Below are 23,417 nucleotides of genomic sequence, written 5' to 3' on the forward strand. Positions count from 1 at the left end.
TCAAAAACAACTGACAGGCCACTTCTTGCGAAGCGTCCTATTTCATTTATTTCTTCGTGAACATTTGATATTTTAAGTTAGACGCCAATCCGAAGATCGGCGCTGCACTTGCATCAAATGTCCACACTTATCGACTGTTAATTGTTAAAGAACTGTATTCGGTACTGCTTTCGCGCTATCGACAAAGCGTTGTGTTTGTCAGCTGCGAAGAAGGAAGAGTATGAAGCGTTTCGGCTATTTCGTCAACCTTCTTTTTTGCCGTTTGCTACTGCATCCGGCTCCCTCTGTTTCGCTAAAACCACTGCGTTGCATCGGGGAGGCGAATCATATCAAAGACCGTCGAAGTTTGGCAAGCGCTTTTCCAGGAAAGCGTGCATGCCTTCCTTTTGTGCCGGCGTGCCGAAGGCCGCCTGGAATAAACGGCGCTCGTAGGCGACACCATCGGTCAAAGTGGTTTCAAAGGCGCGGTTGACGCAATCCTTGATCATCATGGCCACCGAGGTCGGCATGGCGGCGATGGTCTTGGCGGCGGCCAGGGTTTCTTCCAGCAACTTATCGGCGGGCACCACGCGCGATACCAGGCCGATGCGTTCCGCCTCGGCCGCGTCGATGGTGCGCGCCGTCAACAACAGATCCATGGCCTTGGCCTTGCCGATGGCGCGCGGCAAGCGCTGCGTACCGCCCGCACCTGGCGTGACGCCAACCTTGATTTCCGGCTGGCCAAACTTGGCGCTGTCAGCGGCGATCAGGAAATCGCACATCATGGCCAGCTCGCAGCCGCCGCCCAATGCATAGCCCGCCACCGCACCGACCACGGGTTTGCGCACGCGCAGGATATGTTCCCAGTTGCGGCTGATGTAACCCTGGGTAAAGGTGTCGGGATAAGTATAGTCGGCCATGGCGGCGATATCGGCGCCGGCGGCAAAGGCTTTTTCGCTACCGGTGAGCACGATGCAGCCGATATTCTCGTCGGCATCGAACTTGAGCAAGGCATCGCCCAGCTCATTCATCATGTTGTCGTTCAAGGCGTTGAGCGCCTTCGGGCGGTTCAGGCGGATGACCGCCACTTTGTCCTGGATATCGATGATCAAGTCTTCGTATTGCATAGTGTCTCCTCTGGATGAACGCGGTAGCGACGATTGTAGCGGCTAACGGCAGCGGCGCGACAGGCGCGCTGTTATTATTCTGAGCCTGATTACTTTCTTATCGAGCAGCAAATTTCCTCCCCTCGTCTCCAGTCACTGGCCAGCCGCCTGCGCGGCGATGGCAGCGCCGCCAGCGTGAATTTCCGCCGCCTGTGGTTCAGCAATGGCCTCAATTGCTTCGGCGCCCAGATCACCTCGCTGGCCCTGCCCCTGTGCGCCGTGCTCTTGCTGCACGCCACGCCGGAACAGATGGGCCTGCTCGTCGCTTTGCAGGCGCTGCCGTTTGCCCTCTTCGGCTTGCCTGTCGGCGTGCTGCTGGACCGGCGCAGCAAGCACCCGATCATGCTGTTCAGCGAAAGCATGTCCGGCCTGGCCCTGGCCAGCGTGGCCGTCGCCTGGTGGTGCGGCGTGCTGTCGATGCCATGGTTATATATAGTGGGCTTCATCATCGGCACGGGCTTTGTCGTGGGCGGCGGCGCCGAGCAAGTGTTTCTGACCTTCCTCGTGGGCCGCGACGGCTTGATCGATGCGCAGTCAAAATTCGCCGCCACGGAATCGGCTTCGCGCCTGATCGGCCCCGGCCTGGCCGGCGTGCTGGTGCAAGTGCTGTCGGCGCCCGTCGCCATCCTGTGCACGGCCTGCGGTTATTTGATTTCCGTGTTCAATCTGCGCGCCATGAGCGTGCGCGATCCGCGCCCTGCTCCGTCCGACAAGCACGCCTTGCGCGACATCGCCGATGGCTTGCTGTTCGTCTGGCGCGAACCGCTGCTGCGCGCGCTGGCCTGGGGCGCGGGCATCTGGCACTTCCTGTTTTATGCCAGCATGGCCCTGGCCGTGCTGTTCGCCACGCATGACCTGGGCATGAGCCCCGGCGTGCTGGGCATGACGCAGATGCTGGGCGGCGCCGGCGTGCTGCTCAGTGCCTTCATCGTCAAGCCCCTGACCCGGCGCTATGGCACGGGCCGCACCATTCTCATCGGGCTGGCCTCCACGTCCGTGTGTTTTGCCCTGACGCCAACCATCCCGGCGCTGCTGTTCGGCAGCGCGGCCGCCAGCGCCGTGGCATATGCGATCTTGATGTTCTTTTTCGATTGCGGCGTGATGCTGTTCTTTATTCCCTACCTGGGCTTGCGCCAGAAGGTCACGCCCGATGCCATGCTGGGCCGCATGACGTCGACCATGCGTTTCCTGACGGTGGCCACGGCGCCGCTGGGCGCGCTGGCAGCCGGCTGGGTGGCCGAACATTTTGGCGTGCGCAATGGCCTGGCGTGCATCGCGGCCGGCAGCATTGCGTTGACGGTCGCCATGGTATGGGGCACGCCGCTGCGTAGCGTGCGCACCTGAAGCCATGAACGGGCATACACTGCCAAAGATTGCCTTGGCGACACTATTTTCGGCAAAGCCTGAACGATTTGATTTACATCAAGGAAGTAATTGACGTAAATCCATAAGCTGTCTTACATCACTTGAGGAGCACGCCATGTTTAACACCATCTTATTTCCCACCGACGGCTCGCCGTTGTCCGACAAAGCCGCCGAGACGGCCCTCGCCTTCGCGCAATTGAACAAGGCCAAGCTGGTCGCCATCAGCGTGGTGCAACCGTTCCCGTTCTCGCCGATGGCCGATGGCGGCATCGTGCTCGACGCCGGCCTGTACGAGCAGCAGATGCAGGAAGCGTCGCAGCGCGCCATCGACAAGATCGGCGAGGCGGCGCGCGCCGCCGGCGTGCCCTTCGAAGGCGTGGTGGCCGTCTCGCCCAGCCCGCATGAAGAAATCGTCAATGCGGCGCAAACCTACCAGTGCGACATCATCCTGATGGCCTCGCATGGCCGCAAGGGCTTGAACAAGCTGTTTGTGGGCAGCGAAACGCAAAAAGTGCTGGCGCACACCCACTTGCCAGTGATGGTTTTACGTTAAGCGACACCACGCACCGCCCGGCGCCGCGCCATTCCCTCTAGCGCGCCGGCGCCTGCTTGGGCAGCAACACCCACACCGCGCCGCTCTGCTTCATGCGGCCCGCGTTCTCGGCCGCTTCCGCGCCAAAACCAAAGAAATAATCGACACGGATCGGCCCGCGAATGGCGCCGCCCGTATCCTGCGCCATCACCAGGCGCTGCATGGGGATATCGCTATTGGCTTGCGTGGTCGACAGGAACACGGGCGCGCCCAGCGGCACATAGCGCGAATCGATGGCCACCGAGCGCTGCGGCGTCAGCGGCACGCCCAGCGCGCCCTTCGGTCCCACTTTCGGATCGGGCAAGCGCTCTTCCTTGAAGAAGACATAGCTGGGATTGGCATTGAACAACTCATCCTTGCGCGTGGGGTGGCCGGCGATCCACGCCTTGATGCCCTGCGCCGATGCCTGGCTCATGGTCAGCTCGCCCTTGTCGACCAGATAGCGGCCGATGGATTTATACGGGTGGCCATTCTGGTCCGCGTATGCCACGCGCACGGTTTCCTGCGTATCCGTCAGCTGCACCCGGCCGCTGCCCTGCACTTGCAGGAAGAATGCCTCGACTTCATCATCGACCCACAGCAATTCCTTGCCCGTCACGGACGTGGCGCGCTCGATGTCGGCGCGCGTGGCGTACGGCACCACCTTCTTGCCCACCAGCTTGCCACGCAGGCGCATGTTTTTCAATTCCGGATACACGCCGGACAGGTCGACGGAAACGAGATCGTCGGGCACCTTGTACAGCGGCGTCTGGTACGGGCCGCCCCGCTTGCGCGCGCCGTGCAGCAGCGGCTCGTAGTAACCCGTCACCAGCCCCGTGCTGACGCCGTCGGCGGCGACCACCTGGTTCGGCACGAAGAAGGTTTCGAAGAACAGGCGGATGGCCTTGTCGCTGTCGGCATTCACCTGGCGCGCAATCGTGCACGACTCTTTCCAGTCCGGGCGCTTGACCAGCACGCCGCACGAAGCCATGAAGGCGGGCCAGGCGGCGCGCATGTCGTCGCGCGCCCAGCCGGGCAAGGCGGCAAACTTGGCGGGCACGAAAGTGGGCGCGGCCGTATCCGTGGCATCCTTGGCATCGGCGGGCTTGGCCGGCACGGGCTTGACGACGGTCGGTGCGATGGCCGGCGCCTTGCCGCTGGCGGTGCCGGGCGCCGCCGGTGGCGTGGTGCAGGCGGACAGCGCGAGCGCGACGCCGCCGATGGAAACGAGTAGACTACCGCGTGTAAAGAGACGACGGTGCAAAAATAAGCTGCGGATAAATAACATAGGGGTGCGTATGTGGATCTTGATGATAGAGGCGCTGGTGGCGTTCTTCCTGCTGGCATTTATAGTCTGGTGGACCATGTATTCGGGCAAGAAGCCCGCGCCGCCAGCACGCAAACAACTGCGTGAAAAGCAGGACGCCACCGAAAAGCTGAAATAAGCGGCGCGCATCCGCGCCATCTGATTAATGCAGGGTGCGCGGCACCGACAGCACGAACTCGGGAATCAACGCTTCGAACTGGTGGCCATCTTCGGCCACGCAGAAATATTCGCCGCGCATCGAGCCTTGCGGCGTGCCCAGCATGGTGCCGCTCGTGTATTCGAACTGTTCGCCCGGCTGCAGCAGCGGCTGGTGACCGACGGCGCCCAGGCCGCGCACCTCTTCCACCTTGTTGTTCGCATCCGTGATGACCCAGTGGCGCGAAATCAGCTGCGCGCCCACGGTGCCCGTGTTCACGACGCGAATCGTGTAGCTGAACACGTGCCGCCCCTGGTCCGGTGCCGATTGCTCGGGCAGGTATTGCGTCTTGACCGTTACCGTAAATTCATAAGTCGCCATCGTCATTCCTATTCAGACATTGCCAGTCATATATGGTGTGTCGCGCGTGCCCGATTAGCCACGGCGCGCCGCGTATTCTGTGTTTTGCTATGCGTCAATAAGGCATGGTAGCGGCGTCAAGCGTAAAATAGCGCATCTTCGCATTTTCTCTCCTTTGGCTACTTCACCATGACAACATTCCGTATCGCTCCCAGCATCCTGTCCGCCGACTTTGCCCGCCTGGGCGAGGAAGTGCGCAACGTCGTTACCGCCGGCGCCGACATCATCCACTTCGACGTGATGGACAATCACTACGTGCCGAACCTGACCATCGGCCCGCTGGTGTGCGAAGCGATCCGCCCGCACGTGCAAGTGCCCATCGACGTGCATCTGATGGTCAAGCCTGTCGATCGCATTATCCCGGATTTCGCCAAGGCTGGCGCGAACATCATCACCTTCCACCCGGAAGCGTCGGATCACGTCGACCGTTCGCTGCAGCTGATCCGCGACAATGGCTGCAAATCGGGCCTGGTTTTCAACCCGGGCACGCCGCTGCACTATCTGGAACACGTGATGGACAAGATCGACATCATCCTGATCATGTCCGTCAACCCGGGCTTCGGCGGCCAGTCGTTCATCCCGCAAGCGCTGAAGAAAATCGCCGAAGCGCGCCGCATGATCGACGAATCGGGCCGTGACATCATGCTGGAAGTCGACGGCGGCATCAAGATCGACAACATCGCCGCCGCCGCCGCCGCCGGCGCCGACACCTTTGTCGCCGGCTCGGCCATCTTCGGCAAGCCTGACTACAAGGCCGTCATCGACGCCATGCGCGCCGAGCTCGCAGCCGTCAAGGGCGCCTGATGCAAGCGGGCACGGTGAAAGACCACGTCCTGGCCGGCGTGCGCGCCGCCATCATCGACCTCGATGGTACGATGCTCGACACCGTGCCCGATTTCCATGTTGCCATCAACGGCATGCGCGCGGAACTGGGGCTCGCGCCCATCAGCGCCGAGGCCATCAAGCTGATGGTGGGCAAGGGCTCGGAAAACCTGATCCGCACCGTGCTGGCGCTCGACTTCGATGCCACCGGCGTGGAACAGCGCTTCGAGCAGACGATGGACGCCTACCAGCGCCACTACCTGGCCATCAACGGCCAGTTCAGCACCCTGTATCCGGACGTGGAAGCGGGCCTGGCGGCGATGCAGGCGGCGGGCCTGCGCCTGGCCTGCGTCACCAACAAGCCGATCGCCTTCGCCCTGCCCCTGCTGAAACAGAAAAAACTCGATGGCTATTTCGAGATCGTCTACGGCGGCGATTCGCTGCCAAGGAAGAAACCGGACCCGCTGCCGCTGCTGCAGGTGTGCGCGGACTTCGACCTGGCGCCCGCCAGAGTGGTGGCCATCGGCGACTCCTCAAATGACGCGCAAGCGGCACGGGCTGCGGCTTGCCCCGTCCTGACGGTACCGTATGGCTACAACCACGGACACTCTATACACGACACCGATTCCGATGGTATAGTAAATACGCTGCTTGAAGCGGCCCATTTTATTAGCATGCAAAACAGACCAGCATACTGACCAACACCACACCGTGAACACGTTTCTCATCAAAAAACACAATGTCACCCAAACCGGCTCGATTGAGGCCTGGCTTTGGCGACGCTGGCAATCCTGGCAGGCCTGAGGGCCGAGCCGTGTAAGATTGCTGTCGGCTGCACGCGCGCATGTTGCGCATCTGGTGTGTACCGGCAGGTTTTTTGATAACCCACCGCAGGGCTAGTGCATCGTGCACACGCGTCCCCTGGCGGCATGGAGAGAAACATGACCGAACTCGAATTCAAATCGCTGGCCCAGCAAGGCTACAACCGCATCCCCCTGATCGCGGAAGCCTTCGCCGACCTGGAAACCCCGCTCACCCTGTACCTGAAACTGGCGCAGACCCAGCAAGGCGGCAAGAACACCTTTTTACTCGAATCCGTCGTCGGCGGCGAGCGCTTCGGCCGCTATTCCTTCATCGGCTTGCCCGCCACGACCGTGCTGCGCAGCCATGGCAAGCGCACCGAGATCGTCAAGAACGGCGTCGTCATCGAAGAACACGAAGGCAATCCGCTCGACTTCATCGAACAGTACCAGTCGCGCTTCCAGGTGGCCCTGCGTCCCGGCATGCCACGCTTCTGCGGCGGCCTGGCCGGCTACTTCGGCTACGACACGGTACGCCACATCGAGAAAAAACTCGCCGGCGGCGCGCCCAAAGATGACTTGAACCTGCCCGACATCCAGCTGATGGTGACGGAGGAACTGGCCGTCATCGACAACCTGTCCGGCAAACTCTACCTGATCGTCTACGCCGACACGACGCAGCCCGAGTCCTTCAGCAAGGCGCGCCAGCGCCTGAAGGACTTGCGCATGATGCTGCGCCGCGGCGTCGATGCGCCCGTCACGAGCGCCTCCGTGCGCACGGAAACCATCCGCGATTTTTCCAAGGAAGAGTACCTGAAGGCCGTCGCCAAGGCGCACGAATACGTGATGGCGGGCGACCTGATGCAGGTGCAGATCGGCCAGCGCATCCGCAAGCCGTACGTCGATTCGCCGCTGACCCTGTACCGCGCACTGCGTTCGCTGAACCCGTCGCCGTATATGTACTTCTATAACTTCGGCGACATGCAGATCATCGGCGCATCGCCCGAGATTTTGGTGCGCAATGAAAACCTGGGCGACGGCGGCAAGAAAGTGACGTTGCGCCCCATCGCCGGCACCCGGCCGCGCGGCGCCACGCCCGAACGCGACGCCGAATTGTCGGCCGAACTGCTGGCCGACCCGAAAGAGATCGCCGAGCACGTGATGCTGATCGACCTGGCGCGCAACGACATCGGCCGTATCGCCGAGACGGGCAGCGTGCATGTCACCGACCGCATGGTCATCGAAAAATATTCACATGTGCAGCACATCGTCTCGAACGTGGAAGGCAAGCTGAAAGACGGCTTGTCGAACCTGGACGTGCTGCGCGCCACCTTCCCGGCCGGCACCCTGACGGGCGCGCCGAAAGTGCGCGCCATGGAAGTGATCGACGAACTGGAAATCACCAAACGCGGCATCTATGGCGGCGCCTGCGGCTATTTGTCGTTTGGCGGTGAAATGGATGTGGCGATCGCCATCCGCACGGGCGTGATCAAGGACGGCATGCTGTACGTGCAGGCCGCGGCCGGCATTGTCGCCGACTCGATTCCCGAGATGGAATGGCAGGAAACCGAAAACAAGGCGCGCGCCGTACTGCGTGCCGCCGAACAAGTGCAAGATGGCCTGGATGGGGAGTTTTAAGATGCTGCTGATGATCGATAACTATGACTCCTTCACCTATAACATCGTGCAGTATTTCGGCGAGTTGGGCGAAGACGTGCGCGTCTACCGCAATGATGAAATCACGATCGAACAGATCGAGGCGCTGAACCCGGACCGCATCTGCATCTCGCCCGGCCCGAAAGCGCCAGCGCAGGCGGGCATTTCGGTGGACGTGCTCAAGCACTTCGCCGGCAAGAAGCCTATCCTCGGCGTGTGCCTGGGCCACCAGGCCATCGGCGAAGCGTTTGGCGGAAAAGTCATCCGCGCCAAGCAGGTCATGCATGGCAAGACTTCCCTCATCGCGCATACGGGCGTGGGCGTCTTTCTAGGCTTGCCCAGCCCCTTCACAGTGATCCGCTACCACTCTTTGGCGATCGAACGTGCCTCGCTGCCTTCCTGCCTGGAAGTGACGGCGTGGACGGACGACGGCGAAATCATGGGCGTGCGCCACCGGGAATACGATATCGAGGGCGTGCAGTTCCACCCCGAATCGATCCTCTCGGAGCACGGCCACGCCCTGCTGAAGAATTTCCTCGAGCGCTGATTCCATGCGCACGCCACGGCGTGCCATCAGTGTCCTCCTGCGCCATCATTGAAGAAGGAAGCATCATGCCGATCACCCCACAAGAAGCCCTGCTGCGCTGCATCGAACACCGCGAGATTTTTCACGACGAAATGCTGTACCTGTTCCGCCAGATCATGTCCGGCGAAATGTCGCCCACCATGATCGCCGCGCTGACCATGGGCTTGCGCGTGAAAAAGGAAACCATCGGCGAAATCGCCGCCGCCGCGCAAGTGATGCGCGAGTTTTCCACCAAGGTGCCCATGGCCGACACCACCAACCTGCTCGACATCGTCGGCACGGGCGGCGACGGCGCGCACACGTTCAATATTTCCACCGCCTCGATGTTCGTGGCCGCCGCCGCCGGCGCGCGCGTGGCCAAACATGGCGGGCGCAGCGTGTCCTCCTCGTCCGGCAGCGCCGACGTGCTGGACTCCCTGGGCGTCAATATCAACCTGCAGCCCGAGCAGATCGCCCAGTCGATCGCGCAAACGGGCATCGGCTTCATGTACGCGCCGAACCACCACGCGGCCATGAAGCATGCGGCGCCCGTGCGCAAAGAACTCGGCGTGCGCACGATTTTCAATATTCTCGGCCCGCTGACCAATCCCGCCGGCGCGCCCAACATCCTGATGGGCGTGTTCCACGCCGACCTGGTCGGCATCCAGGTGCGCGTGCTGCAGCGCCTGGGCGCGCAGCATGCCATCGTCGTGTATGGCCGCGACAACATGGATGAAGTGTCGCTGGGCGCCGGTACCATGGTGGGTGAACTGGTCAACGGCGAAATCCGCGAGTATGAAATCCACCCGGAAGACTTTGGCTTGCAGATGATCGCCAGCCGCAACCTGAAGGTGGCCGATTCCACCGAGTCGAAAGCGAAAATGATGGAAGCGCTGCGCGGCGAACCCGGCGCCGCTTCCGATATCGTCGCCCTGAACGCGGGCACGGCGCTGTATGCGGCCGGCGTGGCCAGCTCGATCGAAGATGGCCTGGCGCGCGCGCGCACCGCCGTCAGCTCGGGCGCCGCGCTGGCGAAACTTGCGCAATTCGTGCAGGTCACGCAGCAGCTGGGCACCCCGGTGCAAGCGTGATCTCCCTGCCCTCATTGATAGAATAGCGAACATCATGTCCGACATACTCGATAAAATCCTGGCCGTGAAAGCCGATGAAGTGGCGAAGGCGAAAGCCCGCCGCAGCCTGGCCAGCCTGCGCGGCGACGTGGAAAGCGACAGCGCCCTGCGCGCCGGCCTGCGCGGCTTTGAGGCCAGCCTGCGCCAGCACATCGCCGCCGGCAAGCCCGGCATCATCGCCGAGGTAAAAAAAGCCTCGCCGTCGAAAGGCGTGATCCGCGCCGATTTCCGCCCGGCCGACATTGCCGCCAGCTATGCCCAGCATGGCGCGGCCTGCCTGTCCGTGCTGACGGACGAGCAGTTCTTCCAGGGCTCCGTCGAGTACCTGCAGCAGGCGCGCGCCGCCTGCGCCATTCCCGTGCTGCGCAAGGACTTCATGGTCGACATGTACCAGATCTATGAAGCGCGCGCCATGGGCGCCGACTGCATCCTGCTGATCGTCGCGGCGCTCGACCATGGCCTGATGGCGGAGATGGAAGCCTGTGCCCATGAACTGGGCATGGGCGTGCTGATCGAAAGCCACGACGGCGAGGAACTGACGGCGGCACTGAAACTCAAGAGCGCGCTGATCGGCATCAACAACCGCAACCTGCGCACCTTCGAGACGTCGCTCGATACCACCATCAATCTCTTGCCGCGCATCCCGCAAGACCGCTTGATCATCACCGAATCGGGCATCCACAGCACGGCCGACGTGCAGCGCATGCGCGAGGCGAATGTCCACAGCTTCCTGGTGGGCGAAGCGTTCATGCGCGCGCCGGACCCCGGCGTGGAACTGGAACGCCTGTTCAGCTAAGAAGTGGTACTCTGGCGGTCATGAGACAGCTGCTGACCGTCCTTGCCGTTGGCGCGCTGCTGGCGGCATGCCAGAAAGCGCCGGAACCGCGCGCGCGGACACCCGCCAGTGTCCCTGCCGCGCCGCCGGCGCCGAAAGCCATCGTCCCCGCGGCCACCATCGATGCCTACAAGCTGCTGGTGGCGCGGCAGATCATGGATGCCAATACGCCATTTACCTTCAGCGGGCGCCTGCCGCCCATGCTGCCGGCCATCGTCGTCCTCGACCTGAGCGTGGGACGCGATGGCGCCCTGAAAAGCGTGCGCGTGCACCGCTCGCGCGACAACGAAGCCTCCAGCGCGGCGCTGGCCGCCGTGCGGCGCGTCCCGGACGCCTTCCCGCCGGCGGCGCAATTGATGCGCGGCCGCGACAAGACCCTCGAGTTCTCCGAGACTTTCTTATTCAACGATCAATACCGATTTCAGCTGCGGACATTGTCCGGACCACAGTAGCCGGTCCTGTCGCATCGACTTCGATGCGGTCGCGGCCATTTTCCTTGGCCAGGTACAGCGCCGCGTCGGCGCGCGACAGCAGCTGGTCCAGCTCTTCCTGCACCGACGCCTGGCAAGCCACGCCAATACTCACGGTACAGGGCGGCAATCCGCCGGTATTCGGTTCGCGCAGCAAGGCGCGGATGCGCTCGGCCACGCCCAGCGCGCTGTGCGGCGCCATGTCGGGCATCAGCACGACAAACTCTTCACCGCCAAAACGCGCCACGCAATCGGACTCGCGCAGCGCGCCGCCGATGATGGTGGCCACGTGCGCCAGCACCTTGTCGCCCGTCGCGTGGCCGTAGCGGTCATTGATCGACTTGAAGAAATCGAGGTCGATGCTGAGCAAGGTCAAGGGCTGGCGGTGGCGTGGCAGATTGGCTTTTTCGCGCTCGTACACATCGCCGAAACCGCGCCGGTTCAACACCTGCGTCAGGGGATCGTGCGTGGAGCGGCGCTCGAGTATCGTCTGCAGGCGCCGCGTCGCCACGGTCATGAAGCCCACCGTCAGCAGCAGCGCCATGAAATTGGCCGCCGCCAGGTAGATGCTGGCCAGGGTGCCCGCGACCGTCAAATCCACGCTGGCGCCGCCATGCAGCAGGGCGGACGCGCCCCGCACCAGCACCACCAGCGCCTGCACCAGCATCAGGCTGCCAAAGAAGAGGCTGGAAAAATGCCGTTCGCCATGGCGCAATACCAAGTGCGCCTGGCGCGCATAGAACAGGAACACCACCAGGGAAAAGACCGCGACGCGGCGCGAGAAGTCGGGCGTGGCCAGCAGCCACCAGGCGATGCCGGCCGTGCCGAGAGCGCAGGCCAGCGCGTAGAAACGCAGGCTGGGCGCCTGTTCATAGAATTTTTCCGTGCCCAGCATCGACAGGCCGATACCCAGCATCAGGGCGACATTCGCGCCCAGCAGCGCCACCGCGTCGGGCCAGGCACCGCGCGCGCCAAACAGGAATGACGCGCATACCAGCAACAGCAAGCCTGCCGCCCAATGTCCCAGGCCATGCACTTCGCGCCGGAAACTGCGATACACGGAAAACATGACGATGCTCATGGCCCCGCACATCAGGGTGGTCATCAACATGATGGTGCGGGGATCGAGGGTTTCCACAGTCGAGTGAAGCCTAAAAAATCAATGGAGCAATTTTAGTTCAGTTATGGAAAATATAGTTCAGTTCTGGCAAATATGCTGCCGGTGTTTCAGCTGAGCAAGTTCCGGCTGCGCCACCTCGATGCGGTCGCGTCCCAGCTGCTTGGCGCGGTACAAGGCTCGGTCCGATCGCAGCAGCAGGCTGTCGAGCGTTTCGTCATGCGATGCCTGGCAGGCGATGCCGATGCTCAGCGTATATTTCGGCAGTGCCGGATCGGGCCGCGGTTGGCGCAAGGCATCCTGGATGCGCCGCGCCACCAGTTCGGCGCGCGCCGGCGGCGCATCGGGCAGCAGGACGACGAATTCCTCGCCGCCGAATCGCGCCACGGCATCGCGCTCGCGCAAGGCGCCGCTGATGACGCCCGCCACATCGACCAGCACGCGGTCGCCCATGGCGTGACCGTGGCGGTCGTTGATGGCCTTGAAGAAATCCAGGTCGATGCTCATCAGCGCCAACGGCTGGCGCGCGCTTTCCCTGGCGTGCCATGCGGCGAAACCGCGCCGGTTCAGCACGGCCGTCAGCGGATCGCGGTTGGAGCGCTGCTCCAGCAACGACTGCAGGCGGCGCGTGGCCACGGTCATGAAACCGACGGGCAGCAGCAAGGTCATGAATGCCGTGACGGCCAGATACAGGCTGTGATACGGACCGCCGTGCAGGATGTCGCTGCCGGCGCCGCCATCCTGCAGGGCCGAGATGGCGCGGTGCAAGACCGACAGCGATTGCACCAGGGTCAGCATGCCGAAAAACAGGGTCGACACATGCCGTTCGCCATGCCGCGCGATCACGAGGAATTGCGTAGCGTTCAACACCAGCATCAACAAGGAAAACATCGCCACGCGCATGGCGAAGTCGGGCCACAGATACAGCCAGCACAGCATGACCAGCAGCCCCAGCAGCCAGACCCCATGAAACAGGTGCCAGGCGGGCCGCACGCCATAGAAGCGCTGGGTGCCGATCAGCAGCATGCCGGCGCCGCACAGGAACACGGAATTGGCCACCGGCAAGAGGATGCCGGGTGGGACCATGTCGCGCAAGCCGAACAGAACACTGGAAACCACGAGGCCCAGCATGCCGAACACCCATTCGCGCAAGCCCTGCACCGTCGAGGGAAAGCTGCGCTGGGCGGCGAACAGCACCACGCACATGGCCACCCCCATCAAGGTGGACATCAGGATAATGGTGGCGGGATCAAGTTTCACGAGGGACACGGTACGGTGAGCGGGCACATCGCGCTGTACATGCTGACAAGCACAAAAAATTTCGTGCGAGAAATTGTACCGTGAAACATGGCGTGGCAACCGCCGGCAGGGGAAATCTTGTGCATGGCACAAGCCGCCCTGCCGGCGGCGGCAACAACCGTGTGCCTTACATGGCGCTAGGGCGCTTCGGTCCCGTGGCTTTCTTCGGCGCCGGCAAGATGGCCAGGCTGACGCCCGGCGCGCGGTCGCCTTGCAGCACGGCGCTGAACGTCATCAGCTCGTCGCGGCGGAAGGCGTGGATCGCCACCGTGGCGCCGACCGCGTAACGGCCCAGCAAGGAGTCCAGGTTGGCCGGGTTGCCAGCCACGCGCAAGCCATCGACGGCCACCAGCACGTCACCCGCGGACAAGCCTGCCAGGTGGGCGGCGCCGCCCTGGTGCACCTGCGCCAGCTTGGCGTCGTTGCCGTCGCGGCCCAGGTTGACGTCCAGGCTGGGCTTGTGCGCCTTGCGCGCATCGCTGTATTTCACGCCGAACGGCGCCAGCAGGCGCGCCAGCGGCACGTCGTCCGTGCCGCGGATGTAGCGCTCGAAGAAGGGCTTCATGCGCGTGCCGGCAATCTCGTCGAACAGGGCTTCGACTTCGGCCGGCGTCACGCCGCGGCCTTTGCCTTCCCCCTTGCCCTTGTAGAAATCGCGGCCATAGCGTTGCCACAAGGCCTGCATCACGTCGTCCAGCGATTTTTCGCCATTCGTCTTGCTGCGCAATGTCAGGTCGAACGCCAGCGCGATCAGCGAACCCTTGGTGTAGTAGCTGACGATGGCGTTCGGCGCGTTTTCATCCTGGCGATAGTATTTGCCCCAGGCGTCGAAGCTGGAATCGGCCACGCTCTGCTTGGTGCGGCCGCTGCCGCGCAAGACGCTGTTGACGGTCTTGCCCAGCAGCTTGAAGTACGCTTCCTCGTCGATCAAACCCGCCCGCACCAGCATCAGGTCGTCGTAGTAGCTGGTGAAGCCTTCGAATAGCCACAGCAGCGGCGAGTAGCTTTCCGCCTGCAGGTTGTATGGCGCGAACGCGGCCGGCTTGATGCGCTTGACGTTCCAGGTATGGAAGTACTCGTGGCTGCACAGGCCCAGGAATTTCAGGTAGCCGTCGCCGATCTCCGTGCTGCTCGATGCCGTCGTCGGCAGGTCGGCGCGCGCGCAGATCAATGCCGTCGAGGCGCGGTGTTCCAGGCCGCCGTAGCCGTCGCCGACGGCCATGGTCATGAACACGTAGCGGTCCATCGGCGCTTTCTTGGTCTTCGGCTCGAAGAAGGCGATCTGCGTTTCGCAGATGGCTTTCAGGTCGCGCGACAAGCGCTCCAGGTCCAGGTTCGGCACCTTGCCCGTGACGACGATATCGTGCGGCACGCCGTGCGCCTTGAAGGTGGCCAGCGCGAAGTCGCCCATCTCCACCGGGTGGTCGATCAGCTCATCGTAGTTGGCCGCCTGGTAGCTGCCGAAGCCATAGCGCTTGGCTTTCAGTTCCGGCAGGGTGGTAGCCACGCGCCAGGTCTTGCAGGCCGCATCCTTCGGCTGCACGATATGCACTTCATGGGCGTCGGACTCCTGCCCCAGCACGCGCAGGAACACGCTGGTGCCGTTGAAGAAACCATGGTTCTGGTCCAGGTGGGCGGCGCGCACGGACAAGTCCCAGGCATACACCTCGTACTCCACCGTCAAGGGGCCCTTGCAGGGCGCGGCCTGCCACGAGTGCTTGTCCAGCTTGGCCAGGGCCACTGCCTTGCCCTCGGATTCGGCGCGGATGCTGACGATGTTGCGCGAAAATTCGCGGATCATGTAGCTGCCCGGGATCCAGGCCGGCAAGGCAAAGACCTGGCCGATGGCGGCCGGCGCCTTGACGGTCAACGTCACCTTGAACATATGGCCAGCCAGATCAAGGGCGGCGATGCTGTAGATGATGCCGGCGGCGGGCGCCTTGGCGATGCTTTTTTTAATGACTGCTTTCTTCATGTTTTCCTCGTGTCTGGCATGGATGTTCTAAAGTCGCCCGGTCGCGCCATGCACCGGCGACAAATCGTCCGGAGTGTCGATGTCGCGCAGGATGCCGCCGTCATCGACGGACACCTCGCGCACCGCATGGCTTTGCACGATGCTGCGCGCACCCTGGTCGCCGTCCAGCGCCAGCAGCAGCGGCAGGTGGACGGCGCTGAACGCGACAGGATTGCCGCGCCGGCCCTGGAAGACGGGCACCGCGATGCGCGCGCCATCGGCAATGGCGTGCGACAAGGCGGCGATTGTAGCCGGTTCCACGCCAGGCATGTCGCCCAGGGCGATCAGCCAGCCCGGCGCGCCGCGCACATGATTGATGCCGCAGGTCAGCGAGGCGGCCATGCCCGTGTCCGCGTCGTGGCAGACGCGCACTTCGCAGCCCAGCGCGCCGAGTGCGCGCGCCACCTGCGTGTCGTCGGCGCGCACCACGGCCAGCACGCGCGGCAAGGCGGCCAGCATGTTCGTCGCTGCGGCCACCACCACCGGCAAACCCGCATGCGGGCCTTCGGCCAGTGGCTGCAGTAATTTGTTCTGTACGCCGGAAGGGTCGAACCTGCGTCCCCTTCCGGCTGCCAGCAAGATGCCGACCGTACTCACAACACCACTGCCGTCATGCGGCCGCCAGGTCGAACGGCAGCTTGCGCAGGCGCTTGCCCGTCAGGGCAAACAGCGCATTGGCAAAGGCGGGCGCCAGCGGCGGCACGCCCGGTTCGCCCATGCCCGTCGGCGCGTCGCCCGATGGCACCAGGTGCACCTCGATCACCGGCATGTCGGGCATGCGCGGCACGGGGTAGTCGCCGAAGTTCTGCTGCTCCACCACGCCATCCTTGAGCGTGATGGCCGCGCCGGGAATGGTCATGCCCAGCGCCATCAGCGCGGCGCCTTGCACCTGCGCCTCGATCGTCAGCGGATTGACAGCCAGGTTGCAATGCACGCCCGCCCATACCTGGTGCAGCCTGGGGGCGCCTTCCACCACCGACGCCGTCACCACGTAGGCGACCACGGAGTTGAACGATTCATGCATGGCCACGCCCCAGGCCTGCCCTTTCGGCAGCTTCTTCCTGCCATAGCCGGACTTGGCCACGGCCAGGTCCAGCGCGGCGATGTGGCGCGTGTGCTTGGCGTCGATCAGCTGCTTGCGGTAGGCGACGGGGTCCATCTTCGCCACGTGCGCCGCTTCGTCGATCAGGGTTTCCATGACGAAGGCCGTATGCGTCGAGCCGACGGAGCGCCACCACAGCACGGGCACGTTCGCCTTGGCCGCGTGCACGGACAGTTTCATCGGCAGGGTGTACGGCTCGCCCATGCCTTCGACCATGGTGCCATCGACGCCATTTTTCACCATGAAGGCCTCAAAGGGCGTGCCGGCCATGATGGACTGGCCCACGATGGTATGGTCCCAGGCGAGGATCTTGCCCTTGGCATCGAGACCGATCTGCGCGCGGTGCACATGCGACGGCCGGTAGTAGCCGCCCTTGATGTCATCCTCGCGGCTCCACATCAGTTTCAGCGGCCCGCTCTTGCCCGCAGCACGGTACGCCTTGGCCACGTTGACGGCTTCGACCACGTAATCCGACGAGGGCACGGCGCGCCGGCCGAAGCCGCCGCCGGCCATCATCGTGTGCAGGGTCACCTGCTCGGGTTTCAGGCCGGAGGTGGCGGCAATGGCCGCCTGGTCGCCCGTCTGGAATTGCGAGCCGACCCACATCGTGCATTTGTCGGCCTGCAGGTCGACGACGCAATTGAGCGGCTCCATCGGCGCGTGCGCCAGATAGGGGAATTCGTAGACGGCTTCGATCTTCTTCGGCGCCTTGGCCAGCGCGGCGACGTCGTATGCGCGCGCCACCGTGCCCGGCGTCCTGGCCAGCGCCTTGAAGGCCGCCAGCTGCTTGTCGCTGCTGACCTTTTCCACGGCGCTGCTGTCCCACTCGATCACCAGCGCATCGCGCCCCTGCTTGGCGGGCCAGTAGCCGTCGGCGATGACGGCCACGCCGCTGCCGCCACGGTCGGTTTTGACTTCCAGCACTTCCAGCACGCCCTGGATGGCCTTCGCCTTGCTGGCGTCGAATTTCGCCACCTTCGCGCCAAACACGGGCGGGCGCGCCACCATCGCCACTTTCGCGCCGGGCGGCTTGAAGTCGATGCCGAACTGCTGTTTTCCCGTGGACTTGGCGGCCGCATCCAGGCGTTTCACGGGTTTGCCGATGATGGCAAACTCGCGCGGGTCCTTCAGCTTGACCGTGGCGGGCACGCTCTGGCGCATGGCCGCGTCGGCAAACTCGCCATACGTCGCCTTTTGTCCGCCGGGGCCATACAGCACGCCCTTGGCGGCGCGTACCTGGTCAGGGTTCACTTTCCACTGCGCGGCGGCGGCGCCCACCAGCATGGCGCGCGCCTTGGCGCCGATTTCGCGGTACTGCGTAAACGAATGGGCGATGCTGCCCGAGCCGCCCGTCATCTGCATGCCGTAGGCGGCATCCTTGTACTGCTCGCCGGCCGGCGCCAGCGCCCCGTGCACCAGGCTCCAGTCGGCGTCGAGTTCCTCGGCGATCAGCATGGGCAGGCTGGTTTGCACGCCCTGGCCGAATTCCAGCCGGTTCACCTGCACCGTCACCGTGTTATCGGGGGCGATGTGCAGGAAGGCGTTCGGCGCGTACGCGGGCTTGGCGGGGGCGGCATCGGCCGCCTGCGCCAGCTTGCCCGCGCCGGGCAGGAAAAAGCCCAGCATCAAGCCGCCGCCGGCCACCGCGCCGGCCTTCATGAAACCGCGCCGCGAGACGCCATCGGCGACAGCCGCCGGCGTCGAAGCGAGGGCCGCGCCCAAGGTCACGCCACCGTGCTGCAATGCTTCCTGATTCAACCATTCGATACGCATGTCGCTCTCCTCAGGCCAGGGTCTTGGCCGCGTCCTTGATGGCCGCGCGGATCCGTTGATAGGTGCCGCAGCGGCAGATATTGCCGCTCATGGCGCCGTCGATGTCGGCATCGCTGGGCGACTTGTTGGTGCGCAGCAGCGCCGTGGCGCTCATCACCTGGCCGCTTTGACAGTAGCCGCATTGCGGCACGTCGTGCAGCACCCACGCCGCCTGCACTGCCTTGCCCACCTGGTCGTTTTCCATCGCTTCGATGGTGGTGATCTTTTGCGCGCCGACGGAGGAAATCGGCGTGATGCACGAGCGGATGGCCTGGCCGTCGAGGTGCACCGTGCAGGCGCCGCACAGGGCCGCGCCGCAGCCGAATTTGGTGCCCGTCATGTTCAGGTTATCGCGCAACGCCCACAGGACGGGCGTGGAAGGATCGGCGTCGACCTGCGTGTCGCGTCCGTTGATGTTCAAGGTAATCATCTGCTGCTTCCCCTTTTTTGGATTGTTATTGAATCTACAAACAACACTTGATGATACGACAGCGGAAAAAAATGCAAAAAAAAGCGCGCCTTGCGAGGGCGCGCCGTCCTATCCTCCTGGCGACAGCCCGGATTACTTGATGGTCGAGAGTTTCTGTTCCAGCGTCTTGGTATCGATGGCGCCCGGAATGCGGCTGCCATCGGTAAAGAAGATGGCCGGCGTGCCCGATACGCGCAGCTGCTGGCCCAGCGCCAGGATTTTTTCATGCGGGTTGGCGCAATTGGCGGCTACCGTGGCCGGCACTTTACCGTTCAGCATCCAGTCGTCCCAGGCCTTGTTGCGGTCTGGCGCGCACCACACATTGCGCGACTTGACGATGGAATCGGGCGACAGGATGTTGTACATGAAGGTGTAGACGGTGACATTGTCGATTTCCTTCAGCGCGGTCTGGCGGAAACGCTTGCAGTAGCCGCAGTTCGGGTCTTCGAACACGGCGATCACGCGCTTGCCATTGCCCTTGACGGTTTTCATGGCCGAATCGAGCGGCAGATCGGAGAACTTGATGCGGTTGACTTCGTCCAGGCGCACCTTGGTCAGGTCTTGCGAGGTCTTGGCGTCGAAGACGTGGCCAACGAACAGATATTGCGCATTCTTGTCCGTGTACAGGATGTCGCCACCCGTGCGCACTTCATACAGGCCGCCATACGGGGTTTCCTTGACCGAGTCCACCTTGGCGCCTTCGCCCAGGCGCGGCTCGATCAGCTTCTTGATGCTCGCTTCCGTCGGCGTTTCCGCGCCGGCGCACGACATCATCAGGCCCGAGGCCATCAGCAAGGCGATTTTGCTCATGCTTCCGTTCATTGTTATCACTATCACTTCTCCACTTGAAACGCCCGGCGGAACTGGCATGGAGCCCGGCGCCGTTACCTCTTTAACAAAACGATCGCCGCAGACGAGCTGCGGCGACCTTGAATTTTCACTGCTGCCATTATCCGGTGATATCTTAAGATCTACTGATTTCCCAGCGCATGCGAAATCATTTTTCGCTTCAGCGCCGGTAATTTATCCAGCAAGTTTAATCCCAAATTGCGAACCACGCGCAACGGCTCCAGATCGGCGCCAAACAGCCGCGCCAAACCATCGGTCGCCAGCTGCATCAGCAGCACGTCTTCCTTGCGCGCGCGGGCGTAGCGGGCCAGCACGCGCTCGTCGCCGATGCCGCGGTGCGCTTCGCGCTCGGTAATCGTCTTGACCAGCTGCGCCACGTCGGCAAAGCCCAGGTTCATGCCGTGGCCGGCCATCGGGTGCACCACGTGGGCGGCATCGCCCACCAGGGCCACGCGCGGCGCCACCATGGCGTGCGGGCGCATCAGGGTCAGCGGAAACGCGCGCACCAGCTCCGGCTGCAAAGGCGTCAGCTTGCCCAGTTTGTCGTGACAGTAGGCGGCCAGGCGCGCGGCCAGGGCGTCGGCCGGTTCGGACATCAGGGTATCGGCCAGGGCATCGGGCGCCGACCAGACGAGAGAGACGCGCTCGCCCGGCAGCGGCAACAGCGCGACGATGCCTTCGCTGCCCGTGAACCACTGGTGCGCCGCGCCATGGTGCGGCTTTTCACAGGCGAAGTTGCTGACCACGCCGCGCTGGCCATAGGGCCGGTAATCGAGGCCGATGTCGCACTGGCCGCGCACCCACGACTGGGCGCCGTCCGCGCCCACCACCAGGGCGCAGGTGATGGTGTCGCCGCCATCGAGGTGCACGATGGCCGCGTCATTCGTCCATTCCAGGCGGCTGGCGCGGCCCGTCACCACGTTGACGTTCTGCGCGAATTTCAGGGCGGCGTCGAGCGCCTGGCCCAGGTTGCGGTCTTCGACGATCCACGCCAGGGTACCCACATGCGCACCGAAGGAGTCAAATCCCAAGCCGCCCGCGTGCGCGCCGTCGCCGTTGACCAGCATGGCGTCGACGGGCGCCACCCGCTCCGCCGCCAAGGCGCCCCACACCTTCAGGGACGACAGCAGCTGGTGCGCCGTGTGATTGAGCGCATACACGCGCACATCCCAGCTCGGCTCGACCGGCCTGGCGGCCGACGTGGACGCGGGCGGGCTGGCCGGGCATAACAGGGTGACGCTTTGTCCTGCCTGGGCAAACGCCAGCGCCGTGGTTTTCGCGATGGCGCCGTTGCCGACGATGCAAACGTCGCTATGGCTATGCATGAAGCGCCGCATGGTGGGGGAAGAGGGACTGTTCATGCGGCCATTATAGCGTTTGCCCCACCCTTTTCAGATAGTCCGGAAGTACAGGACGCATGCCCCAGGTCAAGCGGCGCCATGAAACACGGGCAGCACATATTCCGCGATTTCCTGCATGCTCTCGGCCAGCGGACGGCGGTTCTGCCGCAGCTGCAAGCCGATGTGCCGCACGCCGGCCTCGCGCATGGCCGCCAGCTCGGCGACCAGGCCAGCGCGCCCCGTGCGCCCGCCGAAGCGGAAGCGCTGCAGCGGCAGCGATGGATCGTCGTCCAGGTCCAGGTGAATGAAACTGACGTAGGGCTTGTCGTTTCCGGCCACGGCGCGCCACTGTGCCGCGCGCCGCGCATGGTCTTCCGGCGTGCCCGGATAGGCGAGCCAGCCATCCATCTGCGCGCCGATCCACGCGGGCGACTGCTGCGCCAGGCCCGCCACCAGCAGCGGCAACGGCGCGGCCGGCTTGGGCAGCAAACGGATGCCCGATGGCAGGCGCGTCTCGCCCCAGTCGCGCAGCATGGCCACCTGCTCGCGGAAGACGGCGCCGCGCTGCGCGAAATCGCGCCCGAACACGGGATACTCGACGGGCCGGTCGCCGCTGGCCACGCCCAGCAACAGGCGCCCTCCACTCAACTGGTCGACGCTGGCCGCCGCCTTCAGGGTCAATACCGGCTCGCGCAGCGGCAGCACCACGGCGGCCGTGCCCAGCAAGATGTCTTGCGTGATGCCGGCCAGGTAGCCCAGATACGTAAACACCTCGAAGACCTGGGCCGCATCGCCGAACGACGGGTCGTACAAGGGCACGTCGCGCAGCCACAGTGCGCGAAAACCCAGGCGGTCGGCCAGCCTTGCCAGCGCCGCATGCTGTTGCATGTCCGGCTCGCCCGGTACGCGGCCGGACGCCGCATTCGCCTGGCGGCCCAGGGACGACCAGTCATTATCGAGCGGCAGTTCCAGGCCGATGCTCAATCCCTGCTGCCCCAGCTTTTGCATCGCAGTCATGGTCCGCACCTCAATCCCACTGCGGCGCCAGGCCGTCCGGATTGGCCAGGCGCTCGCCCCGCTCCAGGGTGGCCATCTGCGCCATCTCGTCCGGCGACAGGGTGATGCGCTGGAAATGCAGGTTCGCTTCCAGGTTGGCGCGCTTGGTGGACGAGGGAATCACGGCAAAGCCCTGCTGCAACGACCAGCTGAGCGCCACTTGCGCCGGCGTCACGCCATGTTTGGCGGCAATGGCCGCGATCACGGGATCGGCCATCACCTTGCCATACGCGAGCGGCATGTAGGCCGTGATGTGGATGCCCTGGCTGCGCGCGAACTCGACGACCTTGCGGTTTTGCAGGAAGGGGTGGATCTCGACCTGCTGCGTGGCGATTTCCGACGCACCCACCGTATCGATGGCTTGCCGCAGCTGCGCATTCGTAAAATTTGACACGCCGATGGCGCGGGTCAGCCCCTGCGCCTTGGCCTGCGCCAGCGCCGCCATGGTCTCGGCCACGGGAATGGCGTCCTGCGGCGACGGCCAGTGGATCAGCGTTAAATCCAGCTGCTCCAGCCGCAGCTTGTGCAGGCTGTCTTTTAAACTGGGAATCAGCTTGTCGCGCTGCAGATTGTCGATCCAGATCTTGGTGGTGACAAACAGCTCGCCGCGCGGGACGGCGCTGGCGGCGATCGCCTGCCCCACGTCGGCTTCATTGCCGTAGATTTGCGCCGTGTCGATATGGCGGTAGCCGACGTCGAGGCCCGTCGTGACGGAATCGATGACGACCTGGCCCTGCAGGCGGAAAGTGCCCAGGCCGATTTCAGGGATGGCGGTGTGTCGGGTAGTGGCGTGCATGCGGTAATCCTCTCAAGTCAGTAACGATGGCCACACTATGCGCCCATCCTTTGTTGAGAAAAATACCGTTTATCTCAAATCATATTTGACCCACGCGCAAGTAATGGAATATGAATCCTGGAAATGCAGGAAAAGTCGCAGCCAGCTCTTGCATTCGCGTTTCGGTCTGCTATAATTCGCCACCTTGGCCTGGTAGCTCAGTCGGTAGAGCAGAGGATTGAAAATCCTTGTGTCGGTGGTTCGATTCCGCCCCGGGCCACCAAGAATTCGTTTCACGTTCAAAAACGCCACCTTCGGGTGGCGTTTTTGTTTGTGGGCGCT

At 63.7% G+C, this 23,417-nt stretch carries 23 protein-coding genes and 1 tRNA gene; 11 read left to right on the forward strand and 13 right to left on the reverse strand.

The genetic code is table 11. The features are described 5' to 3' along the window. Positions 1-329: 329 nt before the first annotated feature. The gene (locus BM193_RS26515; RefSeq protein WP_070282850.1) at positions 330-1,106 is read right to left on the reverse strand and encodes an enoyl-CoA hydratase; all 777 of its coding nucleotides are present in this window, start codon (positions 1,104-1,106) and stop codon (positions 330-332) included. Positions 1,107-1,280: 174 nt separating this feature from the next. Here BM193_RS26515 and BM193_RS26520 point away from each other — a divergent pair, with 174 nt between their 5' ends. Both BM193_RS26520 and BM193_RS26525 read left to right on the forward strand, forming a co-directional pair. Beyond that, entirely contained in the window at positions 1,281-2,489 is a 1,209-nt protein-coding gene (locus tag BM193_RS26520; RefSeq protein ID WP_254786432.1) for an MFS transporter, read from the forward strand. Between the two features lie 136 nt (positions 2,490-2,625). Continuing rightward, positions 2,626-3,063: a universal stress protein gene (locus BM193_RS26525; RefSeq protein WP_092804077.1), complete on the forward strand. Its 438-nt coding sequence runs from the start codon at positions 2,626-2,628 to the stop codon at positions 3,061-3,063. 37 nt (positions 3,064-3,100) lie between these two features. On the opposite strand, the gene BM193_RS26530 is transcribed toward BM193_RS26525, so the two are convergent. Next, the gene (locus BM193_RS26530; RefSeq protein ID WP_254786442.1) at positions 3,101-4,096 is read right to left on the reverse strand and encodes a murein transglycosylase A; all 996 of its coding nucleotides are present in this window, start codon (positions 4,094-4,096) and stop codon (positions 3,101-3,103) included. A gap of 283 nt (positions 4,097-4,379) precedes the next feature. Here BM193_RS26530 and BM193_RS28915 point away from each other — a divergent pair, with 283 nt between their 5' ends. Continuing rightward, complete coding sequence (locus tag BM193_RS28915) at positions 4,380-4,526, forward strand: hypothetical protein (RefSeq protein ID WP_175533430.1); 147 nt, start codon at positions 4,380-4,382, stop codon at positions 4,524-4,526. Between the two features lie 24 nt (positions 4,527-4,550). Here the strand turns inward: BM193_RS28915 and apaG are convergent, their stop codons facing one another. Continuing rightward, a complete protein-coding gene (gene apaG, locus BM193_RS26535) occupies positions 4,551-4,925 on the reverse strand; it encodes a Co2+/Mg2+ efflux protein ApaG (RefSeq protein WP_092804098.1) in 375 nt (124 codons plus the stop codon). Between the two features lie 168 nt (positions 4,926-5,093). Here apaG and rpe point away from each other — a divergent pair, with 168 nt between their 5' ends. From rpe to BM193_RS26570, 7 genes are all read left to right on the forward strand, one after another. Continuing rightward, positions 5,094-5,768, forward strand: coding sequence for a ribulose-phosphate 3-epimerase (gene rpe, locus BM193_RS26540; protein ID WP_034753544.1), 675 nt, complete (start codon positions 5,094-5,096; stop codon positions 5,766-5,768). Further along, on the forward strand, positions 5,768-6,484 hold the full coding sequence (locus BM193_RS26545; protein ID WP_092804074.1) for a phosphoglycolate phosphatase: 717 nt from the start codon (positions 5,768-5,770) through the stop codon (positions 6,482-6,484). Before rpe ends, BM193_RS26545 begins: the two co-directional genes overlap by 1 nt. Before the next feature lie 243 nt (positions 6,485-6,727). Continuing rightward, complete coding sequence (gene trpE, locus BM193_RS26550) at positions 6,728-8,224, forward strand: anthranilate synthase component I (protein ID WP_092804071.1); 1,497 nt, start codon at positions 6,728-6,730, stop codon at positions 8,222-8,224. 1 nt (position 8,225) lies between these two features. Then, the gene (locus BM193_RS26555; RefSeq protein ID WP_092804068.1) at positions 8,226-8,789 is read left to right on the forward strand and encodes an aminodeoxychorismate/anthranilate synthase component II; all 564 of its coding nucleotides are present in this window, start codon (positions 8,226-8,228) and stop codon (positions 8,787-8,789) included. 65 nt (positions 8,790-8,854) lie between these two features. After that, positions 8,855-9,898: an anthranilate phosphoribosyltransferase gene (gene trpD / locus BM193_RS26560; protein ID WP_092804065.1), complete on the forward strand. Its 1,044-nt coding sequence runs from the start codon at positions 8,855-8,857 to the stop codon at positions 9,896-9,898. Positions 9,899-9,932: 34 nt separating this feature from the next. Next, the gene (gene trpC / locus BM193_RS26565) at positions 9,933-10,733 is read left to right on the forward strand and encodes an indole-3-glycerol phosphate synthase TrpC (RefSeq protein ID WP_092804062.1); all 801 of its coding nucleotides are present in this window, start codon (positions 9,933-9,935) and stop codon (positions 10,731-10,733) included. Positions 10,734-10,753: 20 nt separating this feature from the next. Then, a complete protein-coding gene (locus tag BM193_RS26570; RefSeq protein WP_092804059.1) occupies positions 10,754-11,224 on the forward strand; it encodes a hypothetical protein in 471 nt (156 codons plus the stop codon). Here the strand turns inward: BM193_RS26570 and BM193_RS26575 are convergent. The 10 genes from BM193_RS26575 to dkgB all read right to left on the reverse strand — a co-directional run bounded on the left by BM193_RS26575 (position 11,175) and on the right by dkgB (position 23,096). Further along, positions 11,175-12,380 (reverse strand): GGDEF domain-containing protein, encoded by a 1,206-nt coding sequence (locus BM193_RS26575; RefSeq protein ID WP_254786433.1) that lies wholly within the window; start codon positions 12,378-12,380, stop codon positions 11,175-11,177. The two genes, BM193_RS26570 and BM193_RS26575, sit on opposite strands and share 50 nt — an antisense overlap. Positions 12,381-12,440: 60 nt before the next feature. Next, complete coding sequence (locus BM193_RS26580) at positions 12,441-13,619, reverse strand: GGDEF domain-containing protein (RefSeq protein WP_254786434.1); 1,179 nt, start codon at positions 13,617-13,619, stop codon at positions 12,441-12,443. 166 nt (positions 13,620-13,785) lie between these two features. Next, positions 13,786-15,633 carry a M61 family metallopeptidase gene (locus tag BM193_RS26585; RefSeq protein ID WP_092804053.1) on the reverse strand — a complete coding sequence of 616 codons (1,848 nt, stop codon included), beginning with the start codon at positions 15,631-15,633 and terminating at the stop codon, positions 13,786-13,788. 27 nt (positions 15,634-15,660) lie between these two features. Next, positions 15,661-16,269 carry a nucleotidyltransferase family protein gene (locus BM193_RS26590; RefSeq protein ID WP_092804050.1) on the reverse strand — a complete coding sequence of 203 codons (609 nt, stop codon included), beginning with the start codon at positions 16,267-16,269 and terminating at the stop codon, positions 15,661-15,663. 13 nt (positions 16,270-16,282) lie between these two features. Further along, positions 16,283-18,547 carry a xanthine dehydrogenase family protein molybdopterin-binding subunit gene (locus BM193_RS26595; RefSeq protein ID WP_092804047.1) on the reverse strand — a complete coding sequence of 755 codons (2,265 nt, stop codon included), beginning with the start codon at positions 18,545-18,547 and terminating at the stop codon, positions 16,283-16,285. 10 nt (positions 18,548-18,557) lie between these two features. After that, on the reverse strand, positions 18,558-19,016 hold the full coding sequence (locus tag BM193_RS26600) for a (2Fe-2S)-binding protein (RefSeq protein ID WP_092804044.1): 459 nt from the start codon (positions 19,014-19,016) through the stop codon (positions 18,558-18,560). A 132-nt stretch (positions 19,017-19,148) separates the two neighbouring features. Further along, positions 19,149-19,865 (reverse strand): DsbC family protein, encoded by a 717-nt coding sequence (locus tag BM193_RS26605; protein WP_254786435.1) that lies wholly within the window; start codon positions 19,863-19,865, stop codon positions 19,149-19,151. Between the two features lie 161 nt (positions 19,866-20,026). Next, a complete protein-coding gene (locus BM193_RS26610) occupies positions 20,027-21,265 on the reverse strand; it encodes an FAD-dependent monooxygenase (RefSeq protein WP_175533431.1) in 1,239 nt (412 codons plus the stop codon). 66 nt (positions 21,266-21,331) lie between these two features. Next, positions 21,332-22,261 (reverse strand): TIGR03571 family LLM class oxidoreductase, encoded by a 930-nt coding sequence (locus BM193_RS26615; protein WP_092804035.1) that lies wholly within the window; start codon positions 22,259-22,261, stop codon positions 21,332-21,334. 10 nt (positions 22,262-22,271) lie between these two features. Then, positions 22,272-23,096, reverse strand: coding sequence for a 2,5-didehydrogluconate reductase DkgB (gene dkgB / locus BM193_RS26620; protein ID WP_092804032.1), 825 nt, complete (start codon positions 23,094-23,096; stop codon positions 22,272-22,274). Between the two features lie 186 nt (positions 23,097-23,282). Between dkgB and BM193_RS26625 the strand changes: the two genes are divergently transcribed. Next, positions 23,283-23,358: transfer RNA gene (locus BM193_RS26625), tRNA-Phe, on the forward strand. Positions 23,359-23,417: the final 59 nt, after the last annotated feature.

Origin of the sequence: Janthinobacterium sp. 344, from assembly GCF_900112025.1 — a bacterium.
In the GTDB taxonomy this organism is placed as follows: Bacteria; Pseudomonadota; Gammaproteobacteria; order Burkholderiales; family Burkholderiaceae_D; genus Janthinobacterium.